Source organism: Aurantibrevibacter litoralis, assembly GCF_034651555.1.
Lineage (GTDB): Bacteria > Bacteroidota > Bacteroidia > Flavobacteriales > Flavobacteriaceae > Aurantibrevibacter > Aurantibrevibacter litoralis.
In genome coordinates this window covers 16,576-42,093 of the sequence record NZ_JAYEEQ010000026.1, presented here as the reverse complement: position 1 = coordinate 42,093, position 25,518 = coordinate 16,576, and the positions used below count along the sequence as shown (strand labels likewise).

21 protein-coding genes and 1 tRNA gene are annotated in these 25,518 nt (G+C 39.1%); 8 read left to right on the top strand and 14 right to left on the bottom strand.

Annotated features, from left to right (window positions below; all coding sequences use genetic code 11):
• Positions 1-51: 51 nt before the first annotated feature.
• From U1E44_RS15540 to U1E44_RS15525, 4 genes are all read left to right on the top strand, one after another.
• On the top strand, positions 52-774 hold the full coding sequence (locus U1E44_RS15540; RefSeq protein WP_322932030.1) for a hypothetical protein: 723 nt from the start codon (positions 52-54) through the stop codon (positions 772-774).
• Positions 775-786: 12 nt separating this feature from the next.
• Positions 787-1,821, top strand: coding sequence for a DUF3592 domain-containing protein (locus U1E44_RS15535; protein ID WP_322932029.1), 1,035 nt, complete (start codon positions 787-789; stop codon positions 1,819-1,821).
• Positions 1,822-2,147: 326 nt separating this feature from the next.
• Positions 2,148-2,750: a hypothetical protein gene (locus U1E44_RS15530; protein ID WP_322932028.1), complete on the top strand. Its 603-nt coding sequence runs from the start codon at positions 2,148-2,150 to the stop codon at positions 2,748-2,750.
• Positions 2,751-2,906: 156 nt separating this feature from the next.
• A tRNA-Ile gene (locus U1E44_RS15525) sits at positions 2,907-2,980 on the top strand.
• A 207-nt stretch (positions 2,981-3,187) separates the two neighbouring features.
• Here the strand turns inward: U1E44_RS15525 and U1E44_RS15520 are convergent.
• Positions 3,188-6,052: an AsmA-like C-terminal region-containing protein gene (locus U1E44_RS15520; protein ID WP_322932027.1), complete on the bottom strand. Its 2,865-nt coding sequence runs from the start codon at positions 6,050-6,052 to the stop codon at positions 3,188-3,190.
• Positions 6,053-6,642: 590 nt separating this feature from the next.
• Between U1E44_RS15520 and U1E44_RS15515 the strand changes: the two genes are divergently transcribed.
• The 3 genes from U1E44_RS15515 (at position 6,643) to U1E44_RS15505 (ending at position 11,329) form a co-directional block, all read left to right on the top strand.
• Positions 6,643-8,340 carry a hypothetical protein gene (locus tag U1E44_RS15515; RefSeq protein ID WP_322932026.1) on the top strand — a complete coding sequence of 566 codons (1,698 nt, stop codon included), beginning with the start codon at positions 6,643-6,645 and terminating at the stop codon, positions 8,338-8,340.
• 480 nt (positions 8,341-8,820) lie between these two features.
• A complete protein-coding gene (locus U1E44_RS15510; RefSeq protein ID WP_322932025.1) occupies positions 8,821-10,611 on the top strand; it encodes a DUF4153 domain-containing protein in 1,791 nt (596 codons plus the stop codon).
• Positions 10,612-10,615: 4 nt separating this feature from the next.
• Positions 10,616-11,329 (top strand): 3'-5' exonuclease, encoded by a 714-nt coding sequence (locus tag U1E44_RS15505; RefSeq protein ID WP_322932024.1) that lies wholly within the window; start codon positions 10,616-10,618, stop codon positions 11,327-11,329.
• Here the strand turns inward: U1E44_RS15505 and U1E44_RS15500 are convergent.
• Both U1E44_RS15500 and U1E44_RS15495 read right to left on the bottom strand, forming a co-directional pair.
• On the bottom strand, positions 11,326-13,536 hold the full coding sequence (locus U1E44_RS15500; protein ID WP_322932023.1) for a S8 family serine peptidase: 2,211 nt from the start codon (positions 13,534-13,536) through the stop codon (positions 11,326-11,328). The two genes, U1E44_RS15505 and U1E44_RS15500, sit on opposite strands and share 4 nt — an antisense overlap.
• 143 nt (positions 13,537-13,679) lie before the next feature.
• A complete protein-coding gene (locus tag U1E44_RS15495; protein ID WP_322932022.1) occupies positions 13,680-14,642 on the bottom strand; it encodes an endonuclease/exonuclease/phosphatase family protein in 963 nt (320 codons plus the stop codon).
• 86 nt (positions 14,643-14,728) lie between these two features.
• Between U1E44_RS15495 and hflX the strand changes: the two genes are divergently transcribed.
• Positions 14,729-15,940 carry a GTPase HflX gene (gene hflX, locus U1E44_RS15490; RefSeq protein WP_322932021.1) on the top strand — a complete coding sequence of 404 codons (1,212 nt, stop codon included), beginning with the start codon at positions 14,729-14,731 and terminating at the stop codon, positions 15,938-15,940.
• Positions 15,941-16,412: 472 nt separating this feature from the next.
• Here the strand turns inward: hflX and U1E44_RS15485 are convergent, their stop codons facing one another.
• The 11 genes from U1E44_RS15485 to U1E44_RS15440 form a co-directional block, all read right to left on the bottom strand.
• On the bottom strand, positions 16,413-17,339 hold the full coding sequence (locus U1E44_RS15485) for a DUF3078 domain-containing protein (RefSeq protein ID WP_322932020.1): 927 nt from the start codon (positions 17,337-17,339) through the stop codon (positions 16,413-16,415).
• 60 nt (positions 17,340-17,399) lie between these two features.
• Positions 17,400-17,918, bottom strand: coding sequence for a DUF2480 family protein (locus tag U1E44_RS15480; RefSeq protein ID WP_322932019.1), 519 nt, complete (start codon positions 17,916-17,918; stop codon positions 17,400-17,402).
• A gap of 21 nt (positions 17,919-17,939) precedes the next feature.
• Positions 17,940-18,266 carry an SUF system Fe-S cluster assembly protein gene (locus tag U1E44_RS15475; protein ID WP_322932018.1) on the bottom strand — a complete coding sequence of 109 codons (327 nt, stop codon included), beginning with the start codon at positions 18,264-18,266 and terminating at the stop codon, positions 17,940-17,942.
• A gap of 46 nt (positions 18,267-18,312) precedes the next feature.
• A complete protein-coding gene (locus tag U1E44_RS15470; RefSeq protein WP_322932017.1) occupies positions 18,313-18,735 on the bottom strand; it encodes a SufE family protein in 423 nt (140 codons plus the stop codon).
• Between the two features lie 60 nt (positions 18,736-18,795).
• Positions 18,796-20,022 carry an aminotransferase class V-fold PLP-dependent enzyme gene (locus U1E44_RS15465; RefSeq protein ID WP_322932016.1) on the bottom strand — a complete coding sequence of 409 codons (1,227 nt, stop codon included), beginning with the start codon at positions 20,020-20,022 and terminating at the stop codon, positions 18,796-18,798.
• Between the two features lie 30 nt (positions 20,023-20,052).
• Positions 20,053-21,369, bottom strand: coding sequence for a Fe-S cluster assembly protein SufD (gene sufD / locus U1E44_RS15460; protein WP_322932015.1), 1,317 nt, complete (start codon positions 21,367-21,369; stop codon positions 20,053-20,055).
• 135 nt (positions 21,370-21,504) lie between these two features.
• Positions 21,505-21,627, bottom strand: a complete 123-nt coding sequence (locus U1E44_RS16815; protein WP_323673917.1) for a four helix bundle protein — start codon at positions 21,625-21,627, stop codon at positions 21,505-21,507.
• Positions 21,628-21,818: 191 nt separating this feature from the next.
• The gene (sufC, locus tag U1E44_RS15455) at positions 21,819-22,571 is read right to left on the bottom strand and encodes a Fe-S cluster assembly ATPase SufC (RefSeq protein WP_322932014.1); all 753 of its coding nucleotides are present in this window, start codon (positions 22,569-22,571) and stop codon (positions 21,819-21,821) included.
• Between the two features lie 18 nt (positions 22,572-22,589).
• Entirely contained in the window at positions 22,590-23,456 is an 867-nt protein-coding gene (locus U1E44_RS15450; RefSeq protein ID WP_322932013.1) for an N-acyl homoserine lactonase family protein, read from the bottom strand.
• A 143-nt stretch (positions 23,457-23,599) separates the two neighbouring features.
• Positions 23,600-25,045: a Fe-S cluster assembly protein SufB gene (gene sufB, locus U1E44_RS15445; RefSeq protein WP_322932012.1), complete on the bottom strand. Its 1,446-nt coding sequence runs from the start codon at positions 25,043-25,045 to the stop codon at positions 23,600-23,602.
• A 140-nt stretch (positions 25,046-25,185) separates the two neighbouring features.
• Positions 25,186-25,515: a HesB/IscA family protein gene (locus tag U1E44_RS15440; RefSeq protein ID WP_322932011.1), complete on the bottom strand. Its 330-nt coding sequence runs from the start codon at positions 25,513-25,515 to the stop codon at positions 25,186-25,188.
• Positions 25,516-25,518 lie beyond the last annotated feature (3 nt).

Genomic DNA, 25,518 nt, shown 5'->3' with positions numbered 1-25,518 from the left:
TGAATCGATTTTAAGCAACTAGTTTAAACGGCTCACTTTCATCCGGCGCACATGGCTCAATTTGACCGGCGCATCCACACATTAATTTCAATCTTATTTTTATTGGGAATAACCACGCTTTTTTCTCAAGAATTCAACTCAAAATTACATAATCCGCAACCCGGACTTCCGGAGATGGAATTGGTAATTCTTCCTTATGGAATGGATTATCCAGTAAAATTAGGCACTGTTAAGCCCGATGGAGGCCTGCACTTTCAAATGCCGGATAGTAAGGTCGATTTCTTACCTAAGGAACAATTAGAATGGACTTTTGGAGATTTAGATTTTGCGTTTGAGTTTAGTTGTAGCAATCAAGATCATTTTGGTAACAACCCTAATGTGAAAGCGGTGAAAGGAGGTTATATTGGCCTATGGCACAAAGGGCGGTGGGCCGGAACAATTTTTCCACTCTCTGATGAAAACTTGTTGCCATGGCGAGAAGATTCCTCCTATATGGAACCCATAAAAGCTTCATTTTACGAAATTGTTTATGTAACCGAAGACGTTACCATTTCAACTACGTGCAATACCGTTTGGAACCTTAGTAACGAAGATATAAATGCGACCTATAGTTTTGACTTAAGTCTAAAAACGGGTTATAATTTAGTTGCATATCACATTCAGGAAATACACAAAACGGACCCCAATGAAACGGCTTCCAAACCAAGTAAAGTTTTGATTACTAATGTCAATGCTGATTTTGACCGTATTAAATGGGTCGTAAAGTATTTTTAATCCATATCTCATATGTCTCAAGCACAGGCCAGTTCCATAACGGTTACAAAAATAACTAAACCCTTGGCCAAAGGTTGTGGTTGTTTTACCGTGGTTTTTCTAGTTCTTTTTGTGTGGGGCATATGGAGCACCATTACCAGCTATAACAGCCTTGTTGAACTTGAAGCCAAGGTCATTGATTTTGTACAACAGGAAACGGTCTTTTTAGATGCCAGATATACCGAAGTTCTGAGACCGGTAGTTTCCTATGAATATAAAGAAAGGGTGTATACAGACACCATTCACTATACCTTTGACAATGCCGAAACGCTGGAGATAGATACGTTGGTAACCATACTCATAAACCCCGATCAACCGGAATTTACTGTTGAAAATGGCAGCAGCACGCTCCGGTTTTATTTTGTGTTCTTAGGCTTAGCCGCACTCTCTTTTTTGGGGTATAAAGTAATCCGTCGAGCGTCGCTAAAATATGCAGGTGACACCGCTCCCCCTTTGGGTCGTAGCCAAAGGCAAGCCCCATTAAACATGATCCCAAATAAAGAAGAAACTACTACAAAGCATGCTACGCCACCAACAAAGGCATTCAGTACTTCATCGAAAGAAAAAATACAACATGCACCGCTATGGTTGTCTATGGCCATTGGCATAGGATTGGTTTTAGGTGGCTTGGGGATGGGCTATTACAAATATTCCGGAGCCCAAACCGCTAAAATTTTAAATAAAAAGGGCGTTCAAATTAAAGGAATTGTTGCCGAGGTAGATCGAAGTAGTTCTTCTGAAAAAACGAATAGACGAGATTTTTATACCATAAACTACCATTGGGAAACAGTACCCTACACGTATAAAACCTCAAGTAAATTTGCCCGTTATGGTATTAATGAAGAGCTCGTAATGCTTGTAAATCCAGATAATCCCTCAGAGGCCATGCTATTGAGTAGTGAAGATATACATAGAGGCAGTTATTTATTTGCGCTTTTTTTGATGGTAATGGGCGTGCTCATATGCTACTACCAATACAAACAATATTTAGTGCCAAAGAGCCTATGAAAATAAACATAAAAATAAGGCGGATGCCAAACCGAAACCCAAGGTGCACGCACGCGTATGTATTAAAATTTATACGATGTGCGCAAATGATTTTTGACGAGGTCCATCGGACCTTTTGAAAAACAATACATTTTAACTGATGACTATAGTGCATAAAGACAGATTGTCTTTTAAATGCCCTTTTAAAATACCCCTAACATGATGAAATAACGTAGGTCTCGTTCCTTTAAAAGGAAATAAAATTACCATAGACTTTTAGCAGTAACGTCATTATCAACATAAGGATCGTAGTACTTAATACAATGTTTAACTTTAATCTAATTCTCATGAAAAAACTGATTACCATTGCCGTAACCCTACTCTGTGTATTGTCCTGCAAAGACAATCCTGTAGTGAAAAAAGCCAAGGAGGTAAAACAAGCAGCCACCAATAGCAACAAGCTAATAAACGAAGCGGCCAAGATGCAAGACGACATCAAAGACCTAACGGAAACCACGCCGCTTACCAACGATGAACTAAAAGCATGGCTACCGAATGATGTACATGGAATGAAACGCACTGCTTTTAAGACCGGAGCCATGGGGATGATGAATATTGCCTCCGTGGAAGCCTCATACGCTACAGAGGACAAGGAAAAGACCGTAAAAATCGAAGTTATCGATGGCGCTGGAGAAATGGGTGCTTATGCCACTGCCAGCCTCAGACTCATTTTTTCCCAAGATTTTGAAGAAGAATCTGAAGATAAGCTGCGCAAGACCGTCACCAAAAATGGCACCAAAGCCATTGAGGAATACAACAAGCGTCGCAATAAGTCTGTGATACAGCTTTTTCAGGATAAGCGATTTTATATTAAAGCCACGGGAGAAGGCATGGAAATTGACGAGCTTTGGAAGCTGGTAGATGATATGAATATTAAAGACTTAGGTTAAGCGTACGAAATTCTTCTGTATTGCTTGTGGTCTATATGGAGCTCAATTTGTTCTTGTCGTATTATAATTTTGCAGTATAATAAAATAAGTGGTAATATTGCAACCGCAATTTGGCAATTCTTAGTTCGGGATACTCCAAAAAAAGAAAAGCCGAACGGTCCTATAGCTCAGTTGGTTAGAGCACCTGACTCATAATCAGGTGGTCCCTGGTTCGAGCCCAGGTGGGACCACAGAAAACCCTCGTTTTACGGGGGTTTTCGTATGTTTAGGGGTTACGTTTTGGGGTAACATTTTTCAAAACTTTGTGTAGCCTTCATTCCAAATTCCTGCAAAAAGAAGTTCACTGGCTCATCCTCTTTATAACGAATCTGGTGAAATTTACCGAATGGAATAGTTTTCAATTTTGAGTTTCCGAGGAAACGCTAATTATCCGTTTTTTAGGATTGGTTCAGCTCCAATTCTTCTGAGAATTTGGTTTTGAGTTCTTTACGTTGTAGGCTGTCTAATTCTTTAAAAAACACGCTATCTCTTTGCATTTCAAGATAATCTTCATAAGAAATCGCTTCTAAATCGGCCGATTTTCTTCCTAATGAAATATTGGGTTCTTCGCTGGTGCCGGTTACTTTTATGGGTATGCCAATAATCCCGAAAGGTGGTAAACCTACGCGCATTTTTAAATTCAAATCGCCGTCTAAATTTGTTTCGCCTTCAGTACGCAGTCTGAAGCCTTTCGATCTCATTCGAAATCTTTCAATGGTTAAAATGTTATCTTTTATGGTAGTAGGAATAATGACTTCTTTTAAATCAGGCGATTCAAATGCATCGGTTTGGGTTGATTTAGAAACAGTTCCCAGTAATTTATATCCTTTGATGGTAGCGTTTTTAATATTTAAAGTTCCTGAACCTTCCAACGATGGAAAAATAGGTTTCATTTCACCATCTAAAACACCTGATAGCTGGTATTCTAATTTAGCAACACCTTCGGTGTAGGCGGCTGCCGACACCACTTCTCTAAACAAAGGCAATTCGTTATAAGCTCGATTAATATCAAAATCGTCAACTGCCAGATTTAAGTCGAATATAGCTTTGTTTTTATCAATGGCTTTGTAATTACCCGATATCGTTGCTGTAGCATCAATAAGTTCTAAATTGGCTTGCTGAAGGATTAACGTTTCGTCTTTTAGTAATACTCTTGATGATACGTTGTAAACATTAATAGAATCGTAGCGTACATGAGCTGCATTTAGTTGGGTGTCTAAATTAACACGCTTTGGAAGTTTTAAAACACCATATTGTTCAACCGAATTGGTATCAACATAAATAGGATTATATTGATCACTTTCTTTAAATGAAAAACTGGGTACAAACTCGTTTAAATTAAAAAAATTAGAACTAATGCTAACCTTTCCTGCCAAATGTTCCTTGCTGTAAAACATATACGAAAGTAGGTTATTAAAATTTCCGTTTAGCAACAAATCTGAAGCCCCATAGCTGGTTTTAAAGTTGTTGAAAGATGTATTATTATTGTAAAATAAAAGTATGCCATCTTCAATTATAAAATCCTTTGGGTAATTATTTACTCTGGTATTGATGTTTTTAAACTTAAGGCTGCCACTGTGAGAAAGCAGGTTATAATTACCGGCTGAGAAATCGCTCTGCTTTCCTTTAAGACTTAAATCTGCAATGATTAATCCGTCGAGGTTGTTCACCGAAGCTCCCAAAAGTTTGTAAAATTTGTTCAAATTAAAAGTGCCGTTGGCAACTATATTATAATCAACATCTTCAAAGTTGCTAAAGCTGGCGTTAGCTGTAAAAGGCTCGTTTTCAAATAAAAAATTCAAATTTTCAACAATTAAACTCGCATCCCTAAAAGTACTGGCGGCACTATGAAGTTTTACATCGGCATTTAAATTAGTGATAGGATTGGGATAGTACGGCGATTGTATAAGACCATTTTCTATTTTAAAATAGGCTTCGGTTTTTGGAAATTCTAATTTATCCGGATTGTAATAACCGTTAGAGGTAATGGCTACATCAACATTGCCATCCATCACCAAATTCTCAATTCCCAAAGCGTTCGAAATACTTTTTAAATTTATTACACCCTTTATGTCAGCGTTTACCAATTTTTCTTTGCCGTTATTTTTTTCAAAATAGGTGCCTTGCAAATAATCTTCATCGACTTTAAAATAGAAGTTTTCTATATCGTAATCGGCCATCGATAAATTAAGTTGTGGCATAAAAAACGATCCTTCTATAAAGATGTCTTCAATATATTCACTAGTATACGTGCAGTCTATTGCTCCGTTTTCCAATTTTAATTTCATAGAGAAATCAGGATATAAATTGTTGAGTTTACTTTTTCTACCTTTTAATGCCATTTCGGCACTTGCGCTTCCTTTTACCTTGGTTTGCTGCATCCATAGATCATATTTCGGCGGAAAGGCACTCAGTACGTTTTCAATTTTCGTATTGTTAAAATCGGCAAAAAAATCAAAATCATAACCATCGGATAATAGCGTAAATTCACCTTCAAAGTTTAATGGCAATTTATTGATTTGTATCTTATTATTGTCAAATTTAAACGAAAGCTCATCTGTGTTATAGCGTGTTTTTACTTTTGCATTTAATTTCTTTTTAAAAAAATATCTCGTTCCATCGTATTGGAATTCAAAGTTTTGTGCTTTAATGGTGGTGTTGAGATTGACATTGGCAGTGAGTAAACTTCCATCTCCTTCAAAATTAAAATCACTAGCGCTAAAATTTACTTTTGATGATAAATCATTAAAAAATAGCTTGCTGTTTTTGATTTCAAATTGATCGATTTCTAGAAATAGTTGTTTATTGGCCTTGGCAATAGTTTCGGTTTCGGTTTCATAGATTTGGTAATTGCTATTTCCTATTTGATCAATCATTAAGTTGATATTAGCCTGATTGGCCACAATACCCTTTATTTTAACCTGATTTGAGAAAATGAGTTTTAAAACATTTATTTTAAAATAGATTTCTTTGGCGTAGAACAGGGTATCGTTTTCAAAGGATGCAGAGGCATCAAGCGTAGATTCGTAAAACGAAAATGTTAACAACGGAAAATGTTTAAAAAAAGACAGTTCTGAAGACGAAAAGTCGAAGTTAGTGGTGAGTGATTGATTGGCCTGATTCCTGATGATGGTGCTAATATCATCAGTAAAAATTTTAGGTACTAGCCACAAAAAAAGTAATCCAATGACAGCAACACCGGCAAAAAGTTTACCGGTTATTCTGAGCCATTTTCTAAAGTTCCAATTTTTTAAACCTTGCATTTTTTCTTGGTAACGAACTATAAAAATAAATAAGAAGAATGAGAACTATAAGACTTCAGGTTACTATTTTAAGAATTTTAGGTTATTTCTACGCTAAAAAAATACAAGCTTAATAGGTTTGGAAGCCCAAATTAAATCCATCAAAGTGTGTTTTGTCTAGTGGTTTTTCTACTTTTTTCCCTATCCGATTGTATGTCTTGTATTTTTAACTCTCCGAAACGTCTCATAATTCGTATTTCTTAAAGACCAATCTAAAATGCGCATTTCTAAGGTTTCTTTAAATGGAACTTTCAGATAGGTGAATTTTTTAAAAAATAAATTCAGCTTTGACAACTTTAAAGTGGCACCCCTAACTTTAATTCTTGAGTATGCTTGCCATCACCAAATCTTGTATTACAATATACGATCATTCTACCACCAAATTAGATGATTAAATACGGACTTAAAAAAGTGAAGTCGCATACGCATAAATTTATTATATTTGATCTGACCCCCATGGAATCAATACTTTAGCCTAAAAATTCATCTTCGTATCAAAACTGATATGTTCATGTAACTTAAAAAAACCAATAACCAAAAACAAAATAATCATGGCTTTTAATTACGGGAAACAAACCTTGGATATCAAAAATCCATTCAAAACAGAGGGACTCTTAGACGTCGTTTTCGGCACCTTGGTTGTACTCCTGGGTATCATTTTAGTCTTCCGCGTACGAATAAGTATTGCCTCCGGAGCTCAGCTATTGGCATGGCTAGAATTAATCGTTTCTGTCGTGTTTTTAGCCGTGGGCATCAGAGCCATCATTGTTGGAAGCGTACGACTTTTTAGGTTTCTTGTAGGCAGAGATGTACCCGCAAACATTTCGCCCTTCCCCTACAATCAGGAAACTATAGAAAAAGTCCTTATGCGCAGAACAAATCCAACATTTATTGAAAAAAATGATTTTGTTTCTCGGCTTTTAATAAGTGTTTTTCATAAATCCTTATTTCTGCCCATCGGCTTCAGAAATTTAATGGAAAGCGTAGCCTCCCTCCTTCTGAGTTTTCTTTTGTTTTTTGCGGTGTATTCGCTTACCATTTTCTCTACATCTATAGGACTTATACACCTAACCGATAAAACAGCCATTATAAGCTTGTTTGGCCTTTTCTTTGTACTAAAACAATTCGTTGTCTGGTTTACCTATAGACCCAATACAAAACGAATATCCCTAATAGCTCCTTCCGTGTACAGCTATAAAAATATCATTATAAACATTCTTTTGGCCATCTTAGCCCCGGTATTTTTAGAAGTTTTGGCGCGAAATGGCGCTGCTATTCCGTCCCTTGAAATAAATTTTGCAGCACCAATTGCCCTCTTGTTCGTGTGCTCACTAAGCTTAGTACTTATATCCTATTTTTTATCCTTAAAGCGTTTGGAAGTGTTACATCCGGAAACTGCGGTTAGCGAATATAAAGAGCATATTCAAGTATCGGTGCATCCCAAAGATATTTTTAGGTGTTTTGAGATTGAGATGGCCAATAAAAGGTATATGGAACTGCCCAATAGAGTGTATAAGGAAATAAAACCCATATTAGAGCTCGAAGGAAGCCAGAACAAAGGTAGTTTCCATGGGAGCACCATACAGGAGACCCAACCCATTCCGCGGGAAACCAATTTGCCGGATAGTGCTAAAAAAGAACGCTTTTATGTAGCCCTTACAGGCAGGGTATTTCTGCTTTTTGGTTTTATCCTCTTATTTCTATCCCTTGGCAGCTTACCGAATGAAATTACCGTAAGCGCCTTATTTACCACCTTCTATTACCCTGCGCTCATTGTATTTTTTGCATATTACCTCATTAGAATTGCGCATTTGTTTTATTCCGAAATTCTGTTCTCATCATTTTTGGTTCATTTTTTTTCTGACGGTACGTACACGGATTCAAAAGTTTCCTCGGGGATGTCGGTATACGACAGTAATAGAAGCGAAAATACCGTAGTGAATACCAGTGCTACTCCTTGGATTCTGGTCAGCGAAATTGTAACCTCTACTTTTGCCGATTCATCGACCAAAAATCTTGAAGGAAATAGGTTTATTATTGAAATGTACAAAGCGGATGATTTCTTGGGCGATCTAGTGAACGGATTTACCTCGTACCTCGGTGATCGACAATTAATTGTTGGGTTCAACACTAAAACCGATATTGAAAATTCATTGAATTTTCACAAGCTCAATGAAATGACCCGATCTAAAAATCCCCTAAAAGATCGTATTGAGGAACATACCCGACGAGAAGATCTGGAGGAGTAAGACGCCTATCCGACTTTTTTTTACCCTTTAGTATTCATGCTTTTCAGAGGTCATTTTGTTGTGGTTTTCACCTTAGCCCTTAGTTAGCGTTTACCAACCCTGATTTGGTTGGTACTACATCCTTGAGAAGACAAAGATTTAGGTATTTTAATCTAAAGATTTCCCGACCCTTGGGTCGGGGTTACCTATTTATCGCTCCTTTGGAGCGATCGGAACTGTCTTTTTGCAGTTCCGGGTGAGGTAAAATACAAAATTTCGATTTTTGACTCAAAGGCCAAAATGAAACTTGCGAAACCCGTGCTGAGCGCAGTAGAAGTATACCCCTAAGGCTTGCCTCGGGGATAGTCAGTTTCAAGAAATTTTTTATTCGCAAATGTGGTGAACCCTAGTTATACGTAGTCAGTATTTCCCAAACTAATATCCATAATATGGCTGTGAAATACACCCAATTTGTTTGTATATTAGAGTAATTATTAGGTTATGGCATTAGTTTCTGTTTCAGAGTTTACAGATAGGGCAAAGCACGCCTTTACCCGGTTTCCGGTTACCATAGTTTGGGCAACACTGGGTAGTTTGTACTGCATTTACAAAATTGAAGGCGATTCAGTACATTTTTTTGAAAAAGAAGCCGCGGTGCTGCTTACCTTGGTTTTAGGCATCAGTTGGCTTATGGCAAGTCAGTTTTTTATAGAACAACGGGCTTCCCAAAAATATTGGAAATGGGCTAAGGGTATTGTTTTGGTTCTTTTAGTAGCCTTTTACCTGCACTTACCCGATTTTGAGAAATATCCCGTTAATCCAGAATTTATCTTTCGCTTTTTTATATTGCTGATCGCCGGGCACCTTTTTGTGTTCTTTGCCCCTTTTGTAGTTACTTGGAACAAAAACGCATACTGGAACTATCTTAAAAACCTAGGATATGCCCTACTGCGCAGCGCTTTCTTCTCTGGCGTACTTTTTCTTGGATTAGTTTTGGCCTTACAAGCTATAAAAGCCCTGTTTACGATAAGGATACCCGACCACTCGTTTGGACAGCTCTTTGTATTTTGCTTGGGCATTGTACATACGTGGATATATCTTTCAGATTTTCCAAAAAATAGAGGTTCACAGAACGTCATTCATTATAACAAAGCTTTGGAGATCTTTGTTACGTATATATTGATTCCCTTGATTCTTCTTTACCTTATCATTCTTTATGCCTACAGTATCAAGATTGTTTTTTACTGGGAATTGCCCCAAGGGTGGGTCTCCTATTTGGTTACCGTGTTGGCCTTACTGGGATTTAGTGTACAGGTTATGATTCATCCTGTGGAAAAGGATTTAAAATCATGGCTTATAAACCGATTTCACCCTTGGTTTTATATCTTTCTACTGCCTCTCATTGTGTTGCTTTTCGTGGCTATTTTTAGGCGTATTTTAGACTACGGTATCACCGAAAACAGATATATAGTGCTCCTAATGGCTATATGGATATTAGGGATAACCCTGTATCTGCTTTTAAACAAGACCAAAAAACTTAAAATTCTGCCCTATACTCTTTTCGTCCTAATCCTAGTAGCCTCCTTTGGATTTTGGGGCGTTTTTGAGGTGTCTAAGAAAAGTCAGTTACGGCAATTCAAAAAAGTGTTTGAACATGTTACCGCTAACGGAAACCTGGCTTCTGAAGCGCAGTACGCACAACTAGAGTCTATTTTGTCGTACTTACATGAAAGAGAATCCTTGGCTGCGCTTGATGAAATGATGGGTATTCCCTTGTCTAAAAAAAACAACGATACGCTCATGACTGATACCACTAAACGGAATTATGTAGATACTAGGCGTATTCTGGATGCTTTAAAAATCACTTTAGATCCTAATGAGGCTACAACAATACAGAACACCGTGAAATATTTCAGCTATTATAATGATCATCAAACTAAAGACTATAACATAGAAGGATATACCCATCTAGTGCCTATCAACCTTACCAACAATACAGACCTCAAACAAAAGATTGGTCGCTTTATAAGTGCTTTGGATTTGCAAAAACAAAGCGTGATACTTTCTACGAATCGTACTGAAAAGGTTCTGGAAATTGATTTTCAAGATAAGTTGCGTACACTGCTTTCTTACGGCAATTATCCGGAAAAAGTACCTCCCAGCGAAATGATACTTTATGCACATAATGACTCGCTTGCTCTGAAATTAATTTTAACCCAGCTTTCTTTTTATTCAACGCAGGACAGCATCAATTTGACAAATATTGAAGGCCTTTTGCTCCTAAAACAATAACGCTATGCTTCGAAAAATTAGCTTGGAACATATTTTGTTTTTAGATATCGAAACCGTTCCGGAACATGAAACTTTCAACGAGCTTGATGCTTCAAAAAAAGAACTTTGGGAACATAAATCGCGCTACCAGCGCAAGGAGGAGTTTACCGCCGAAGAATTCTATGACAGGGCAGGTATTTGGGCAGAATTTGGGAAGATTGTGTGTATTTCCGTAGGTTATTTTCATTTTAAAGGAAACGATCGCACGTTTAGAGTAACCTCCTTCCATGGCGATGAAACCGCGCTTTTAAAAGCATTTAAAACCCTTCTAGAAACGCACTTTCAGGAACCAAAATATGTCTTGTGTGCCCATAACGGAAAAGAATTCGACTTTCCTTATATTGCCCGAAGAATGATTATAAATTGTATTGGACTTCCCAGCAAACTCGATCTTTTTGGAAAAAAACCTTGGGAAATTCCACATCTGGACACCATGGAACTTTGGAAATTTGGTGATTATAAACACTACACCTCGCTTAAATTACTTGCGCACATTCTTGGCATTCCATCCCCCAAAGAGGATATAGACGGCAGTATGGTACGAACGGTTTATTACGATGAAAAAGATCTGGATCGCATCATTCTCTACTGTGAGCGCGATGTGGTTACCATTGCCCAGGTCTTCTTGCGCTTGCGGAACGACGAATTATTGGAAGCGCACGAGATTCTCAGTGTTTAGCTCTTGTAAAATTTAGTCGTCCTCAGGCCTTCTACATCCTGAATAACTAACATATAAAGTCCTGATGATAAATGATTTACGTTTATTCCGGAATCGTGTACATCGCCTTGCTGTAGCAGTACTCCGGACATAGATAAAATGCGGTAGGAAGCCATCTCAGAACGTTTTCCTTGTACTACAATATACGCCATTGCCGGATTGGGAAATATCGAAATTCCGATTTTTTCAGGAGCTGTCAACGTTTCATAGGATTCTTGTAATTCTAAAACGGTAGTGGCTCCTGTAAAACTAAACTCAAAAACGGCACTAAATTCTGAAACTTTATTTTCTGTGCAGATCGTGCGCACCCTAATTTTGTACTCATTTTGGTGACTAAGACCGTCTAGGATACTTTTATTTTCCGACGTAAGTTTGCTTTTCCAGGTATCCGAAGAAGCCTCGGAATAGTGTACTTCATAAACTGCATCTGTAATAGCATCCCATGTAAATTGCACCGAATGCTCATCCGCTTCAACAAGCTGAATGCCTGTGGGAGCCACAAGTGCACAATCCGTCACCGCAATTCCAGAAACGATAAGAGAAAAATTCTGGCTGCCATTTTTAAGTTTTCCTTTGTGACTTATTCGAATGTGATATTCGCCATGAGCGCTTTCAATCTGTATTTTTTCATAAGGATCTACCTTGTTATCTCCCTTTGTAGCAGGTTGATCCGCATTCATCGCACTTAATTTCCATGGATAAAAAGTGGTCCCATCTTTCGATATTCTAATGTCTAAGTCGTTGACCAAAGCTGGTGTACTCTCGTTGAGTATTCCTGTGTTTACATTATCCGAAGCAGGATCGGTCCACGATATAGATGCTAGCAACGACACATTCTCTAGCGCTTTTACTGTAAAATCAAAAGTATCACCCTCTAAAAGTGTTACCTCTTGGATAAACGTACTATAATCCTTATCTGTAATCAGTTGCGCAGCAGTCATGGCATTCATAACCCCCCATCCCAATTGGTAATCGGGCCCGGGCAAGCCCACATCGTCGGCTGTGTGCAGTGCCAATCCCTTAACGGTAGCTGCCCGCATGTACGTGCCATACAATTGCTCATAATACTGCTGTAAAAGCAAAAGAGTTCCAGTGATGCCCGGCGTAGCCATTGAAGTGCCAAATGAAGTGTCATAGGCCGAATTATCTTTGGCAGTTGTTGTATATATACTACCACCGGCACCGGCAAGATCCGGTTTTATGCGTCCATCATCTGCCGGGCCAAAACTACTATATCCGGCAACATTAGCCTGCGTTAAACGCCCATTGTTATCTATTTTGGTGTCTGCTGCGGCTACAGTAATGCCGTTCTTGGTTAATGCAAAACCCAACATCAGATCAAATCCATTTGCAGGCGCACCAAACATAGGTGTACTGTTATGACCCATTTTTTGTGCATTACCGGAAGCAGTAACCATGAGATAATACGGCGCATGGTACATAATTTGATCCCATTCTTGGGTTACTTTAATGTAGGATCCAAAATACCAATCGGGTACCCTATCGGTTTGTATGCCATACGAGTGATTCGAGACTAAAAGTCCGTTCGCTGCTGCCTCCGCTACTTCTATTTTGTCTCGAGTCCAGTCATGGCTTACCGCTTTCGCATTAAAGGCAACCCCTTTGGCCTTGGCCTTAATCCCTTTAGAAATTAGGGTGCCCATCACCATGGTAGCATGCGCATTGGTGGTGCCAGTAGCATCACCCAAAACAACTCTAGAATCAAATTCTTGATGGGTAGTTAGGGCGGTGCCTCCATCCCAAATACCCACGTTCATGCCTGTACCATCAATATCCAAATTCAATAATCCGTTACTGTACAGGGTATTGGCTCGCGATACTCTGGTAGCATAATCGCTGAATGTAGTGTAGTACAAAGGTGTGCCGTCTGCACCAATATCTTGTAGCTCCACATAGCCGCCTTGCGGGAGTTCTTCGGAAATTTTCCATCCTTTAGCGGTTGCGGTTTGCAAAAGCTGTTGCCGCTGCACCAAAAAATCTTTCTTTAAATCCGCCGTAACCGCTGGTAATTTAGAAGCACGATAGTGTTCTTTTATTTTCTGTTGCTGCATCTCGTTTTGACCAAAAGAAAAGGCACATCCTAAGAGAAAAAGTAGGCTGAAAGCATTGGCACGAAACCCTTCTCGAGGAACATTTATGTAGTCCATGACAATCATCTAAGTAAGATTTGGACTACAAATATATAAACAAACAAATTAATATCGACAAAACCACCCATTTAATCGATGAAATACACAATTCTGAGCTATTCTAGATATATAAACCTCCATTTTGAGGACGCCGTTGCTACTTACGGATGATATTTCAATTGAATGTACACCGGAAAATGATCGCTATAGCCACCCAAATAGGTATTCCCGGCATAGGTTCGAAACGGATTGCCTTTTACTTTTCCCTCCCATTCGGTTAAAAAATGAGGATCAAAAATATTTGCATGGGCAAAGGAATGGGTTTGTTTTTCGAAATTAAAAAAACTGTGAGAAAGAATAATCTGATCGAACAAATTCCAATTCGCTTTATAGTTTAGCGTCCCCCGCATTGGAGAAACTAACTTATCCATCGGATTGTACAATGTCTGCAATTCTAATAGAGATTGCATGCTGGCCGAGTGTGGGTCGTCGTTAAAATCGCCCATAATGAGGTAATTGGGATTTTCGTACTGGGTCTCTATGCGCTGTGCAAAGGTTTTAATGGTTTCAGAAGCCTTTATTCGTTTAAATTCCGTGAATTCGGCACCTTCGCGTCGGGAAGGCCAATGGTTTACAAAAACATGTACCTCCTCTCCATTTAATTTTCCATGGACATATAGAATATCTCGGGTACGGTCTGGCTCTCCATTGGTATTATGAACCACAAGGGGAATAGGCTCGGCATGTAGTACGTCAAAATATTTCTTTTGATAGACCAAGGCAGTATCTATGCCTCGTTCATCGGGAGAGTCAAAATGAACCAAATCATAATCCCATCTTCGTAAATAAGAAGTAGCTAAAACATCCCTAACCACGCTATCGTTCTCTACCTCTACCATACCTAGTAGTGTGGGTGGTTGTTGCGCATTTTTAAGGCCAATTTCCGAGATGGTCTTGGAGACTTTATGTACCTTGTTTTTATAGCGTTTGCCGTTCCATTTTTTTTGTCCCAAAGGCGTAAAATCGTCGTCTAGGGTATTAGGATCATTTTCTAAATCGAACAAATTTTCTACATTGTAAAAAGCTACAGTATGGATTTCGCTGTTCGTAGTTGCCTCTGTCATAGAAATAGAATTAATACAGGGATATGACCTAAAATTACAAAAAAACCCTGAGTACTATTTAGTAGCTTTGCACTATAACTAAAAGTATGTTAGAAAAGAAAACGATTGACTATGAAAGGGCCGTGCTCATAGGTGTAATTCACCGTGAGCAAGACGAGGAAAAAGTAACCGAATATTTAGATGAGTTAGAATTCTTAACTTATACGGCAGGAGGAGAAGTTACCAAACGCTTTATACAGCGCATAGATCTTCCTAACCCTAAAACCTATATTGGCAGTGGTAAAATGGAAGAGGTAGCGGACTACGTATCCAAAAATGACATCGGTTCGGTCATTTTTGATGATGAACTAACTCCTGCCCAACAACGCAATATAGAAAAACAACTCCGTTGTAAGATTCTGGATAGAACCAGTCTTATTTTGGACATCTTTGCACAACGCGCCCAAACCAGCTATGCCCGTACGCAAGTAGAATTGGCACAGTACGAATATTTACTTCCCAGACTAACGGGTTTATGGACGCATTTGGAACGACAAAAAGGAGGTATTGGCATGCGTGGTCCGGGAGAAACTGAAATAGAAACTGATAGACGTATTGTCCGAGATCGCATTTCTCTTTTAAAGAAAAAGTTACTGAAAATAGACAAACAAATGGAAACCCAACGGGGCAATCGCGGGGCTCTAGTACGCGTAGCCTTGGTAGGGTATACCAATGTGGGAAAGTCTACATTGATGAATGTAATTAGTAAAAGTGCTGTTTTTGCCGAAGATAAGCTATTTGCTACCTTAGACACCACGGTGCGCAAAGTAGTCATTGGCAATCTTCCGTTTCTTTTAAGTGACACTGTAGGATTTATACGAAAATTACCCACGCAGCTGGTTGAGAGTTTTAAAAGCACTTTAGATGAGGTTCGCGAAGCCGACCTCCTGTTGCATATCGTAGACATTTCGCATCCGCAGTTTGAGGCGCACATACATTCTGTGAACCAAATTTTAAGCGAAATCGATAGTGCCGACAAAAAAACCATAATGGTTTTCAACAAAATAGACCGTTACCGACATAATCCTATTGCAGAAGATGATCTCGTCACCGAAAAAACATCATCTCATTTTACGCTTGCCGAATGGCAAAAAACCTGGATGCAACGTATGGGCGATAGGGCGTTATTTATTTCTGCCCTTAACAAAGAAAATTTAGATACCTTTAGAAAAAGGGTGTATACCGAAGTCCGCGATATTCATGTAACTCGATTTCCGTATAATAATTTCTTGTATCCTGAACATTTAGACGAATATTAATCCTTTTATTTAGATTTCATCGTGCCGTTCATCGGAGAAAAAATACCGTTAAATTTTTCACCACATTTTAGCGCCTGTTCACAACAAATATTTAGCATCTAATGAAAGACGCTGTATCTTTACATTGTAATTAAGTGATAGTGTTTATCCCCAAGTTGAACATTACATTACCAAAAAGTGCTCTGATTACCCAAATCGGAAAACTGTGATACCAAAACTTACTTAACTAAAAAAAAAGCCCTTCATAGCGAAGGGCTTTTTTTATGCGTTTACCATCCCAATAAAAAATTTCTTGAAACTGACTATCCCCGAGGCAAGCCACAGGGGTATTTCGCCAGTTTCATTTTGGCCTTTGGGCCAAAATCCGAAATTTTGTATTTTACCTCACCCGGAACTTCAAAAAGGCAGTTCCGACCTCTCCAAAGGAGAGGGAAATAGGAAACCCCCACCCAGGTGTCGGGGAATCTTTAGATTAAAAGGCATAGCTTAAACCAATCGTGTAATAGGATTGTAGGTCATTATCTACATTGTCAAAGGTAGCACCGGTATTCCCTAAGGTATTTATATTATAATTTAATGCTTCTTGTTTATTGCTACGTAGGCCAAAATCGAACCCCACCCCAATTTTTTTCCAAAGCGTATAGGCAAAAGAGTTGGTCCAAGTCCAGTTACTTAAGTCCGACGTTTCATAACTCTGAAATAATGATAAATTACTCTTAAAGTTAATAGCGCCTATTTTACGTGTGTAGTCTGCTACGATCTTGGCACCTAGTGAGGATTCAAAAATAGTATCTTCCTCGCTGAAAACGAAGTTATAGTTCAGGGGGTGTATTACTACGATAAGGTCTGTAATGGGTGTCCATGTCATTCCCACCCCAATGTCTAAATAGCCCGGATCATTAAAATTACTCAATACCGTAGTGCGGTACTCTGCTAGCGTAGAAACAGCCCAATTTTTAGATATATTGCGGCCGTAAAGCGACGAAATATTAAAAACATCTGTAGCTTCCCGAAATCCATCATCATCATTGGGGTCGTCCTTATCATCCAGCTTAACCCAAGAAAAATTGGTATTTAGGGCATTTCTCCAGAAAAATTTCTCCTCTTTAAGATTGGCATAGGCGTTTACCGTAAACCCAATATTGCCCGAGGAATTGTTTGGAAAACCTTGCGCAAACCAATTATTGAATCGGGAAAAATTACCCCCAATGGTTCCAAAAGCCCCAATTTTCCATCCCGGTAAGGCGTCAATCTGACTTTGTAAGGCATTAACCCTAGCCTGAATAGCAGCAATAGAATCTTTTTTTGGTGCTTGTGCAGCCTTTAGCTCTTCCAGGGTTTGGGAAAAAGCCATGCCATTACCGACCATAAAGGCCAGTATAATAATCATCTTTTTCATAGGGTATCGTGTTTATAGTAAGCAGCAAAAATAAGAATTACTGCCAAAAACACTAGAAGTTCACTTCCTTTTTTTGAACAAGGGTACGGAAGAGCAAGCCTCGCCGTACATTACACTTTTGGCTATGGGCTGTATTTTGGCAGTGAGCCATACATAGGCGTTCTCAGGGATCGGCCTTTTACTACACCCTTTAATAATGACCGGTTTATCCCTAAACATTTCTAGATCAATGGAATGAATCACTTCTTGAAAAATACAGGTCTCTAACAATTCCAAATCGCCAATGACCACATGGGAAGCAAACGGCTGAAGTTTGGTAGCTACTAACATATACGCCCATCCCGGTATAATGGCCTCTGTACTGCACGTTAATGCCACAAAAGTACGGTCATATTGCGCCCAAGAATGCCCGTGTAAGGCGGCTCTAAATTCTTTTTCTCTTAATATGATGCCCTCATGCAGCCACATACTAATATCGAGTAGAATACGCTGCCCTACGGGATAATAATCTTCCAAATCGATGGTTAGTAGCGCGCTTTGTGCTACTCGGTTTGTTATTTCTTCGGATTTCTCAGACATGCTATCTCCGTTTTTGGAATATTACAAAAGTCCCAATTCCAGTTTGGCCTCTTCACTCATTAGGTCTTGTGTCCAAGGCGGATCAAAAGTAATCTCTACTTCTACATCTTTTAACACATCGATAGATTTTATTTTTTCTTCAACCTCTACAGGAAGAGTCTCGGCTACCGGACAGTTTGGCGAAGTTAAGGTCATTAAAATTTTAACTTCGTTATCCTCATTAACCAATACATCATAAATAAGTCCTAACTCGTAGATGTCTACGGGAATTTCCGGGTCATAAATGGTCTTTAGCACCTGAACTATTTTTTCGCCCAATTCTTGGGTATCTATTGTTGTATCGCTCATTTTTTCTAATTTAATTTCGATTCGCAAATTACTCCAAAGGGCTGCGTTAGTTTAATTGAGTTTGATACGCTACTGCATACAGCTTTAACTGCTTTATCATGCTGACAAGCCCGTTAGCCCTTGTGGGCGACAAATGTTCTTTTAACCCAATGTCATCGATAAAATGAGTATCGGCTTCAATGATATCTTTGGGTTTTTGATTGCTAAATGCCCGTATTAAAATAGCGATGATTCCTTTGGTTATTATCGCGTCACTATCGGCCGTAAACATTAGCTTACCCTCCTTCATTTCGGCATGCACCCAAACCTTGCTTTGGCATCCTTTAATGATATTATCCTCGGTTTTGTACTTTTCATCTATCAGGGGTAAGGATTTCCCCAATTCTATCATATATTCATAGCGTTGCATCCAATCTTCAAATAAGGAAAACTCGTCTACTATTTCTTCTTGTATTGCTTTAATGTCCATACTTCATTTTAAACGATCTACTTCAAAAAAAATCTATATTTAGGATAAAAAACGTACGCTTTAGGTAAGCATGGCCTTTGCGCGCTTTACCCCTGCTACCAATGCATCTACCTCCTCTTTGGTATTATAAAAACTAAAACTGGCTCTTACCGTTCCGGGAATTTTGAAAAAATCCATCACGGGCTGTGCGCAATGATGCCCTGTTCGTACGGCAATTCCCAATTTGTCTAAAATAGAGCCTATGTCGTACGGATGTATCCCATCAATATTAAAAGAAATTACCGCTGTTTTTTCTTTGGCAGTACCGTAAATTTTTACACCCTCAATGGCCAAAAGTTGTGCTGTGGCATAGGTTAACAATTCATGCTCGTACTTCGCTATGGCTTTAAAACCAATGGCATTCATATAATCTAGCGCTGCACCAAAAGCAATACCACCGCAAATATTAGGTGTTCCTGCTTCAAATTTATGAGGTAAATCGGCGTAGGTTGTTTTTTCAAACGTCACCTCCGAAATCATTTCTCCTCCTCCTTGGTAGGGTGGCAACTTTTGCAATAGGCTTTTCTTACCATATAATATTCCTACACCGGTAGGGCCACACATTTTATGAGCCGATACCGTATAGAAGTCTACCTTCAATTTTTGAACATCGGCCACTAAATGTGGTGCGGCCTGTGCCCCATCAACCAATACAACAGCACCTACACTGTGGGCTTTTTCTATAATTTCTGCTATAGGATTTACCGTGCCCAAAGCATTAGACACATGATTGCAAAATACGAGTTTTGTGTGTTTAGTAAGTAGTTTTTGATACGCTTCCATTTGGAGTTCGCCGGCTAAACTCATAGGGATTACTTTTAAAACAGCGCCCGTACGTTCGCACAACATTTGCCATGGCACAATATTAGAATGATGTTCCATAGCCGACACTAAGACCTCATCACCGGGCTTAAGAAATGCGGCAAAACCATTTGCGACCAAATTGATACTATGGGTGGTTCCTGATGTGAAGATAATTTCTTCGGGGTAAGCGGCATTAAAATGCTGCTGAATCTTTAAGCGCGCTTGTTCGTATTTATCGGTCGCTTCTTGCGACAGCGTATGAACACCTCTATGAATGTTGGCGTTGTAATTGGAATAATAATCTACAATAGTACCTATAACCTGTTTCGGTGTTTGTGCGGTAGCTGCATTATCTAAATACACCAAAGGATAGCCGTTTACCTTTCTATGAAGAATAGGAAAATCCTCTCGTATAGTGTGTATATCCAATCCTGTTTGTATCATAGGACTTTGGTAATTCTTGTTCGCATTCAGTTACAGATCAAACCCTAAGCGTACTCCTAATTTTTGAGCAATCAATTTATTTATTCTGGATTTCAGTTCGGGAATACGAACGCTTTCTAATACATTATTAGCAAAGGCATACATAAGCAAGGCTCGTGCTTCCTTTTTGGGAATTCCTCTGGATTGAAGATAAAAAAGCGCTTCTTCATCCAATTGCCCAATGGTGCAGCCATGGGAGCATTTTACATCATCAGCAAAAATCTCTAGCTGTGGTTTGGTGTTAATAGTAGCCTTGTCGCTAACGAGAATATTGTTGTTTTGCTGAAACGCATTGGTTTTTTGTGCCAGACGATCTACAATGATTTTTCCGTTAAAAACTCCGGTAGCACTATCGCTGTAAATGCCTTTATAATCCTGATGGCTTTCGCAATTAGGCTCTATATGATGCACTAAAGTGTGATGGTCTACATGCTGCTTCCCTCCAAGAATGGTAACCCCTTTCATAATAGAATTGACATGTTCTCCATTTTGATAAAAATTAAGGTTATTCCGAACCAATTTCCCGCCAAAGGAAAACGTATGCACGTTTACCGTACTATCTTCTTTTTGATTAATGTAGGTGTTGTCTATTAAGGATGCGGCACTAGTGTCATTCTGGATCTTATAATAATCCACATGCGCATTTTTGGCAGCAAACAACTCGGTTACACAATTGGTAAACACCTCATTGGTTGTTAAGCTCTGATGCCGTTCTATAATTTGTAATTCGGCATTTTCCTCGGCCACAATCAGGTTTCTAGGTTGTAGGAGTAACGAAGCCTCATTACCCGTAGAAAAATGCATGATTTCTATGGGTTTTCTGGGAATTTTGCTCTTGGGTATGTAGATATACGCACCCTCTTTGCTAAAAGCGGTATTTAGATTGGTAAGCGACTCTGCCTTAGACGCTATGCTGTTAAAATATACATCGATCACCTGCTTGTACATCGGCTTTGTCAACGCAGCACTAAGCAGGCAAATATCTACCCCATCATGTGTAGTTTCGGAGAGGAACGAACTGTAAATTCCATCTACAAAAACGATTTTATAGGTATCTATATCATGAATAAAATACCGTTTTACGTCTTTGTATTCCAGCGTATTTTCCTGTTTCGGAAAAATACTAAAGTTCGATTTCGCCAAACTGTTCAAAGAAGTGTATTTCCAGTCTTCTTCTTTTTTGCTGGGAAATCCTTTGGTCTCAAAAACCCTTATAGCCTCGCTACGAATATCGTGTACCGGATGATCCACATCTACCTCATTTTCAAAGGCTAAGAAAGAGGATACTAATTTGTCTTTTAAATCCATTATTTGTTTCTTGTTTGGCAAACTGAAGTTTGCAGTTTCAAGTTTCTATTTTTACTGTTCCTTAAACTTTATTCTTTTGAATTCCTTCTTATTCAAATACAAAATAAAATTTGCTATTCGATTACTCAATTGTTCCTATTCCGAGATAAGCCGATCCGCTTCTTCTGAAATATAACCAATATCATACATCCTGTAAAGTTGTGTTCTAGTTTCACCTGCCGAGCCTTTTGCGACTGAAAGAAATTGTCTAAACTCCAAATTACCACCTCTTTCAAATCCCTATGCTATATGATCCGGTAATCTGATCCTTCAATTTATAACCTCCCTTTAATTAGGTTACTTTAACGATCTGAATAATTTCACAAGACAATCTTCTAGCCTCCTTCCAAATATCCAGATCCTCAAACTTTAAAATAGTAGCCATAACCAGAACCTAAATAAACCTGAAACTAGGCTACTGTCTCCTCCTTCAACCAATCATACCCCTTTTCTTCTAATTCTAATGCGAGCTCTTTTGTGCCAGATTTTACAATTTTTCCATTGTGAATAACATGTACAAAATCGGGTACAATATAATCGAGCAATCGCTGGTAATGGGTTATTACGATAACGGCATTGTCTTTGCTTTTTAGTTTGTTTACACCATTGGCCACTACCCGCAGGGCATCAATATCCAAGCCGGAATCGGTTTCATCCAATATCGCCAGTTTGGGTGCGAGCATCGCCATTTGAAAAATCTCATTCCGCTTTTTTTCTCCACCCGAAAATCCTTCGTTTAACGATCGCGACAAAAATTTTCGATCTATCTCCAGCAATTCTGCTTTTTCACGAATCATTTTTAACATTTCATTGGCCGGCATATCTTCTAAGCCATTGGCCTTTCGGGATTCATTTAAGGCTGTTTTCATAAAGTTGGTCACCGAAACTCCGGGGATTTCCACAGGATATTGAAAGGATAGAAAAATTCCTTTATGAGCCCGCTCTTCAGGAGAAGCCTCTTCTAAATCTTCGTCATTTAAGAAAATCTTCCCTTGGGTAACTTCAAATTCTTCTTTTCCGGCAATAATGGACGCTAGGGTGCTTTTGCCCGAACCGTTTGGCCCCATGATGGCATGTATTTCACCGGCCTTTACTTCCAGATTTATGCCTCGTAATATTTCCTTATCGTCTATACTTGCGTGTAAATTTTCAATTTTCAGCATCTTCTATAAAATTCTAGGTTATTGTAAAAAGTTTGTTGCGGTCGGCATGCTCTCAAAATCCTTCTTTTCATGTTGCAAAATTACCCACGCTCCCTTTTCTTCGGCAAAGGCTTCAAAGGCCTCCATGCTGCTTTGGGTCTGAGCTACATCAAAATTAAATATGGGGACACGTCTGTATATTCTGTTTTCATTAAAATGGTACATATCACCAGAAAGGAGTACCGAACCACTTTCATTCAATTCTAAGTATAAAGCTTGATGGCCGGGCGTATGGCCGGGCAAGGACTTTATGATTACAGTGCCATCCCCGAAAACATCAAAATCGCCATTCAATTTTTTTATGTTTTGTAATTCTTTGATGGCATTATAGCCATCTGCATTTGTTTTTTGAGATGCTTCGCTGGTGATAAAATCATATTCGGCCTCCTGCACCAACCAGGTTGCTTCTTTAAAAGCGTTCGCCGTGCCCGTATGATCAAAATGGGTGTGCGAAAGGGCTACATAAAGAAAATCGTTAACCGTCATACCCAAGGCACTGAGTTGATTTGCCAAGGAATCTTTTCGAGATACCGTAAAGGCACCATCGGGTGTTGTAAAAGGCTCCGGCAAACCTACTAATCCATCGGGCAAACCCGTATCCCAAACCAAATTTCCTTTGGGATGGCTAACTACGTAAAACGCATTGGCAAACTCTTTTGATTGCCCCTGATACGTGGTGTCCTGTGAAAATAACTGTAGGTTGTTTACCACTATGGTGCCTCCATCTAAGGTATACAGCTTTACTACGGGTTTCGATGGTTTTTCTGATTCAACTATACGATCTTCCTTTTTTACCTCTTTACAGGCAAACAGGAGCGGAATTATTAAAAATACGATTCGTTTCATGTAGTATTGTTTATTTGTTTTCGGCGGTTCTGTTTGTGCCTAGCGCAGCACCGGAATGAACCAACTCTAGGCTTTTAAGTATCCTAATGCACTTTGTCCACGGGCATTTCATGTACGTTGTATTTCTTGCTTTATGTCCTTGGTTATCCTACAGAGCCTTCAAGACTTATCTCTAATAATTTTTGAGCCTCTACGGCAAATTCCATGGGCAATTTGTTTAATACTTCCTTGCTAAAACCATTCACAATTAAGGCAATCGCCTTTTCTGTAGGTATCCCTCTTTGGTTGCAATAGAAAATTTGATCTTCACCTATCTTGCTGGTGGTGGCTTCGTGTTCTATTTGAGCCGATTTATTTTTTACTTCGATGTAGGGAAACGTATGCGCCCCACAGTCGTTGCCCATTAATAACGAATCGCATTGGGAGAAATTCCGGGCATTTTCGGCCCTGCTGCTTACCTGCACCAAACCCCGATAACTATTTTGCGATTTGCCTGCCGATATTCCTTTGGAAATAATGGTGCTCTTCGTGTTTTTACCCAAATGGATCATTTTGGTTCCTGTATCGGCCTGCTGAAAATTATTGGTCACCGCAATAGAATAAAACTCACCTATAGAATTATCGCCCTTTAAAATACAGGATGGATACTTCCAGGTAACCGCCGATCCGGTTTCTACCTGAGTCCAAGAAATTTTAGCGTTTTTCTCGCACAAACCTCTTTTTGTAACAAAGTTGTACACCCCGCCTTTTCCTTCTTTGTTTCCCGGAAACCAATTTTGTACGGTAGAGTATTTTATTTCTGCATGATCCAAAGCTATCAATTCTACCACAGCAGCATGCAACTGGTTTTCATCTCTGGAAGGTGCGGTACAGCCTTCCAGGTAACTTACGTAACTTCCTTCATCGGCAATCACCAAAGTGCGTTCAAATTGCCCGGTACCGGCTTGATTGATTCTAAAATACGTGGACAACTCCATGGGACAGCGCACTCCTTTAGGAATATAACAGAACGATCCGTCTGAAAATACAGCCGAATTTAACGCTGCATAAAAATTATCCTTCTGTGGCACGACCGAACCAATATACTTTTGCACCAATTCCGAATGTTCCTTAATCGCCTCAGAAATAGAACAAAATATAATACCCTTTTCGGCCAATGTCTTTTTAAAAGTCATAGCTACAGATACCGAGTCCATGACAATATCTACGGCAACACCGGCCAGTTTTTTTTGTTCGTCTAAGGAAATACCCAATTTTTTGAAGGTCTCCAACAATTCCGGATCTACCTCATCCAAACTATCGTACTTGGGTTTACTGTTGGGTGCAGAATAGTAGGATATGGCTTGGAAATCGGGTTTTTGATAGCGCACATTAGCCCATTCGGGCTCGGTCATTTCCTTCCAAATTTTAAAAGATTCTAAGCGCCAAAGTGTCATCCACTCCGGTTCTTCTTTCTTTTTAGAAATGGCGATAACAATTTCCTCATTTAGCCCATTGGGAAAAGTGTCAGACGCAATATCGGTGTAGAAACCGTATTCATATTCCTTGGTTTCCAGCTCTTTCTTAAGTTCTTCTTCTGTATATGCCATAAGCCCCTTACTCCCCAAAGGGGAAATTTTTATTCGTTAAACTTAAATGCTCCATCACAATAATCCGCTTCATCTATTATGATATTTGTTTTATGCAATCTTCTGATATTCTATTCCCCCTTTGGGGGTTAGGGGGCTTTTTAAAGCGAAAAACTCTCCCCACACCCGCAGGTTCGCTGCGCATTAGGATTATTGAACACAAATCCCTTCCCATTGAGTCCGCCGGAATATTCCAAGACGGTACCTACTAAATACAGGAAGCTTTTTTTGTCTACTATAATCCGTACCGCATTGTCCTCAAACACCTTATCTGTTTCGGCTATTTTATTATCAAATTTCAATTCATAAGATAAGCCGCTACATCCGCCACTCTTTACACCTACACGTACAAAATCCTTAGAGGCATCGTAACCCTCGTCCGTCATTAGGTCTATGACCCTTTTCTTCGCTGTTTCGGAAACTTGAATCATATT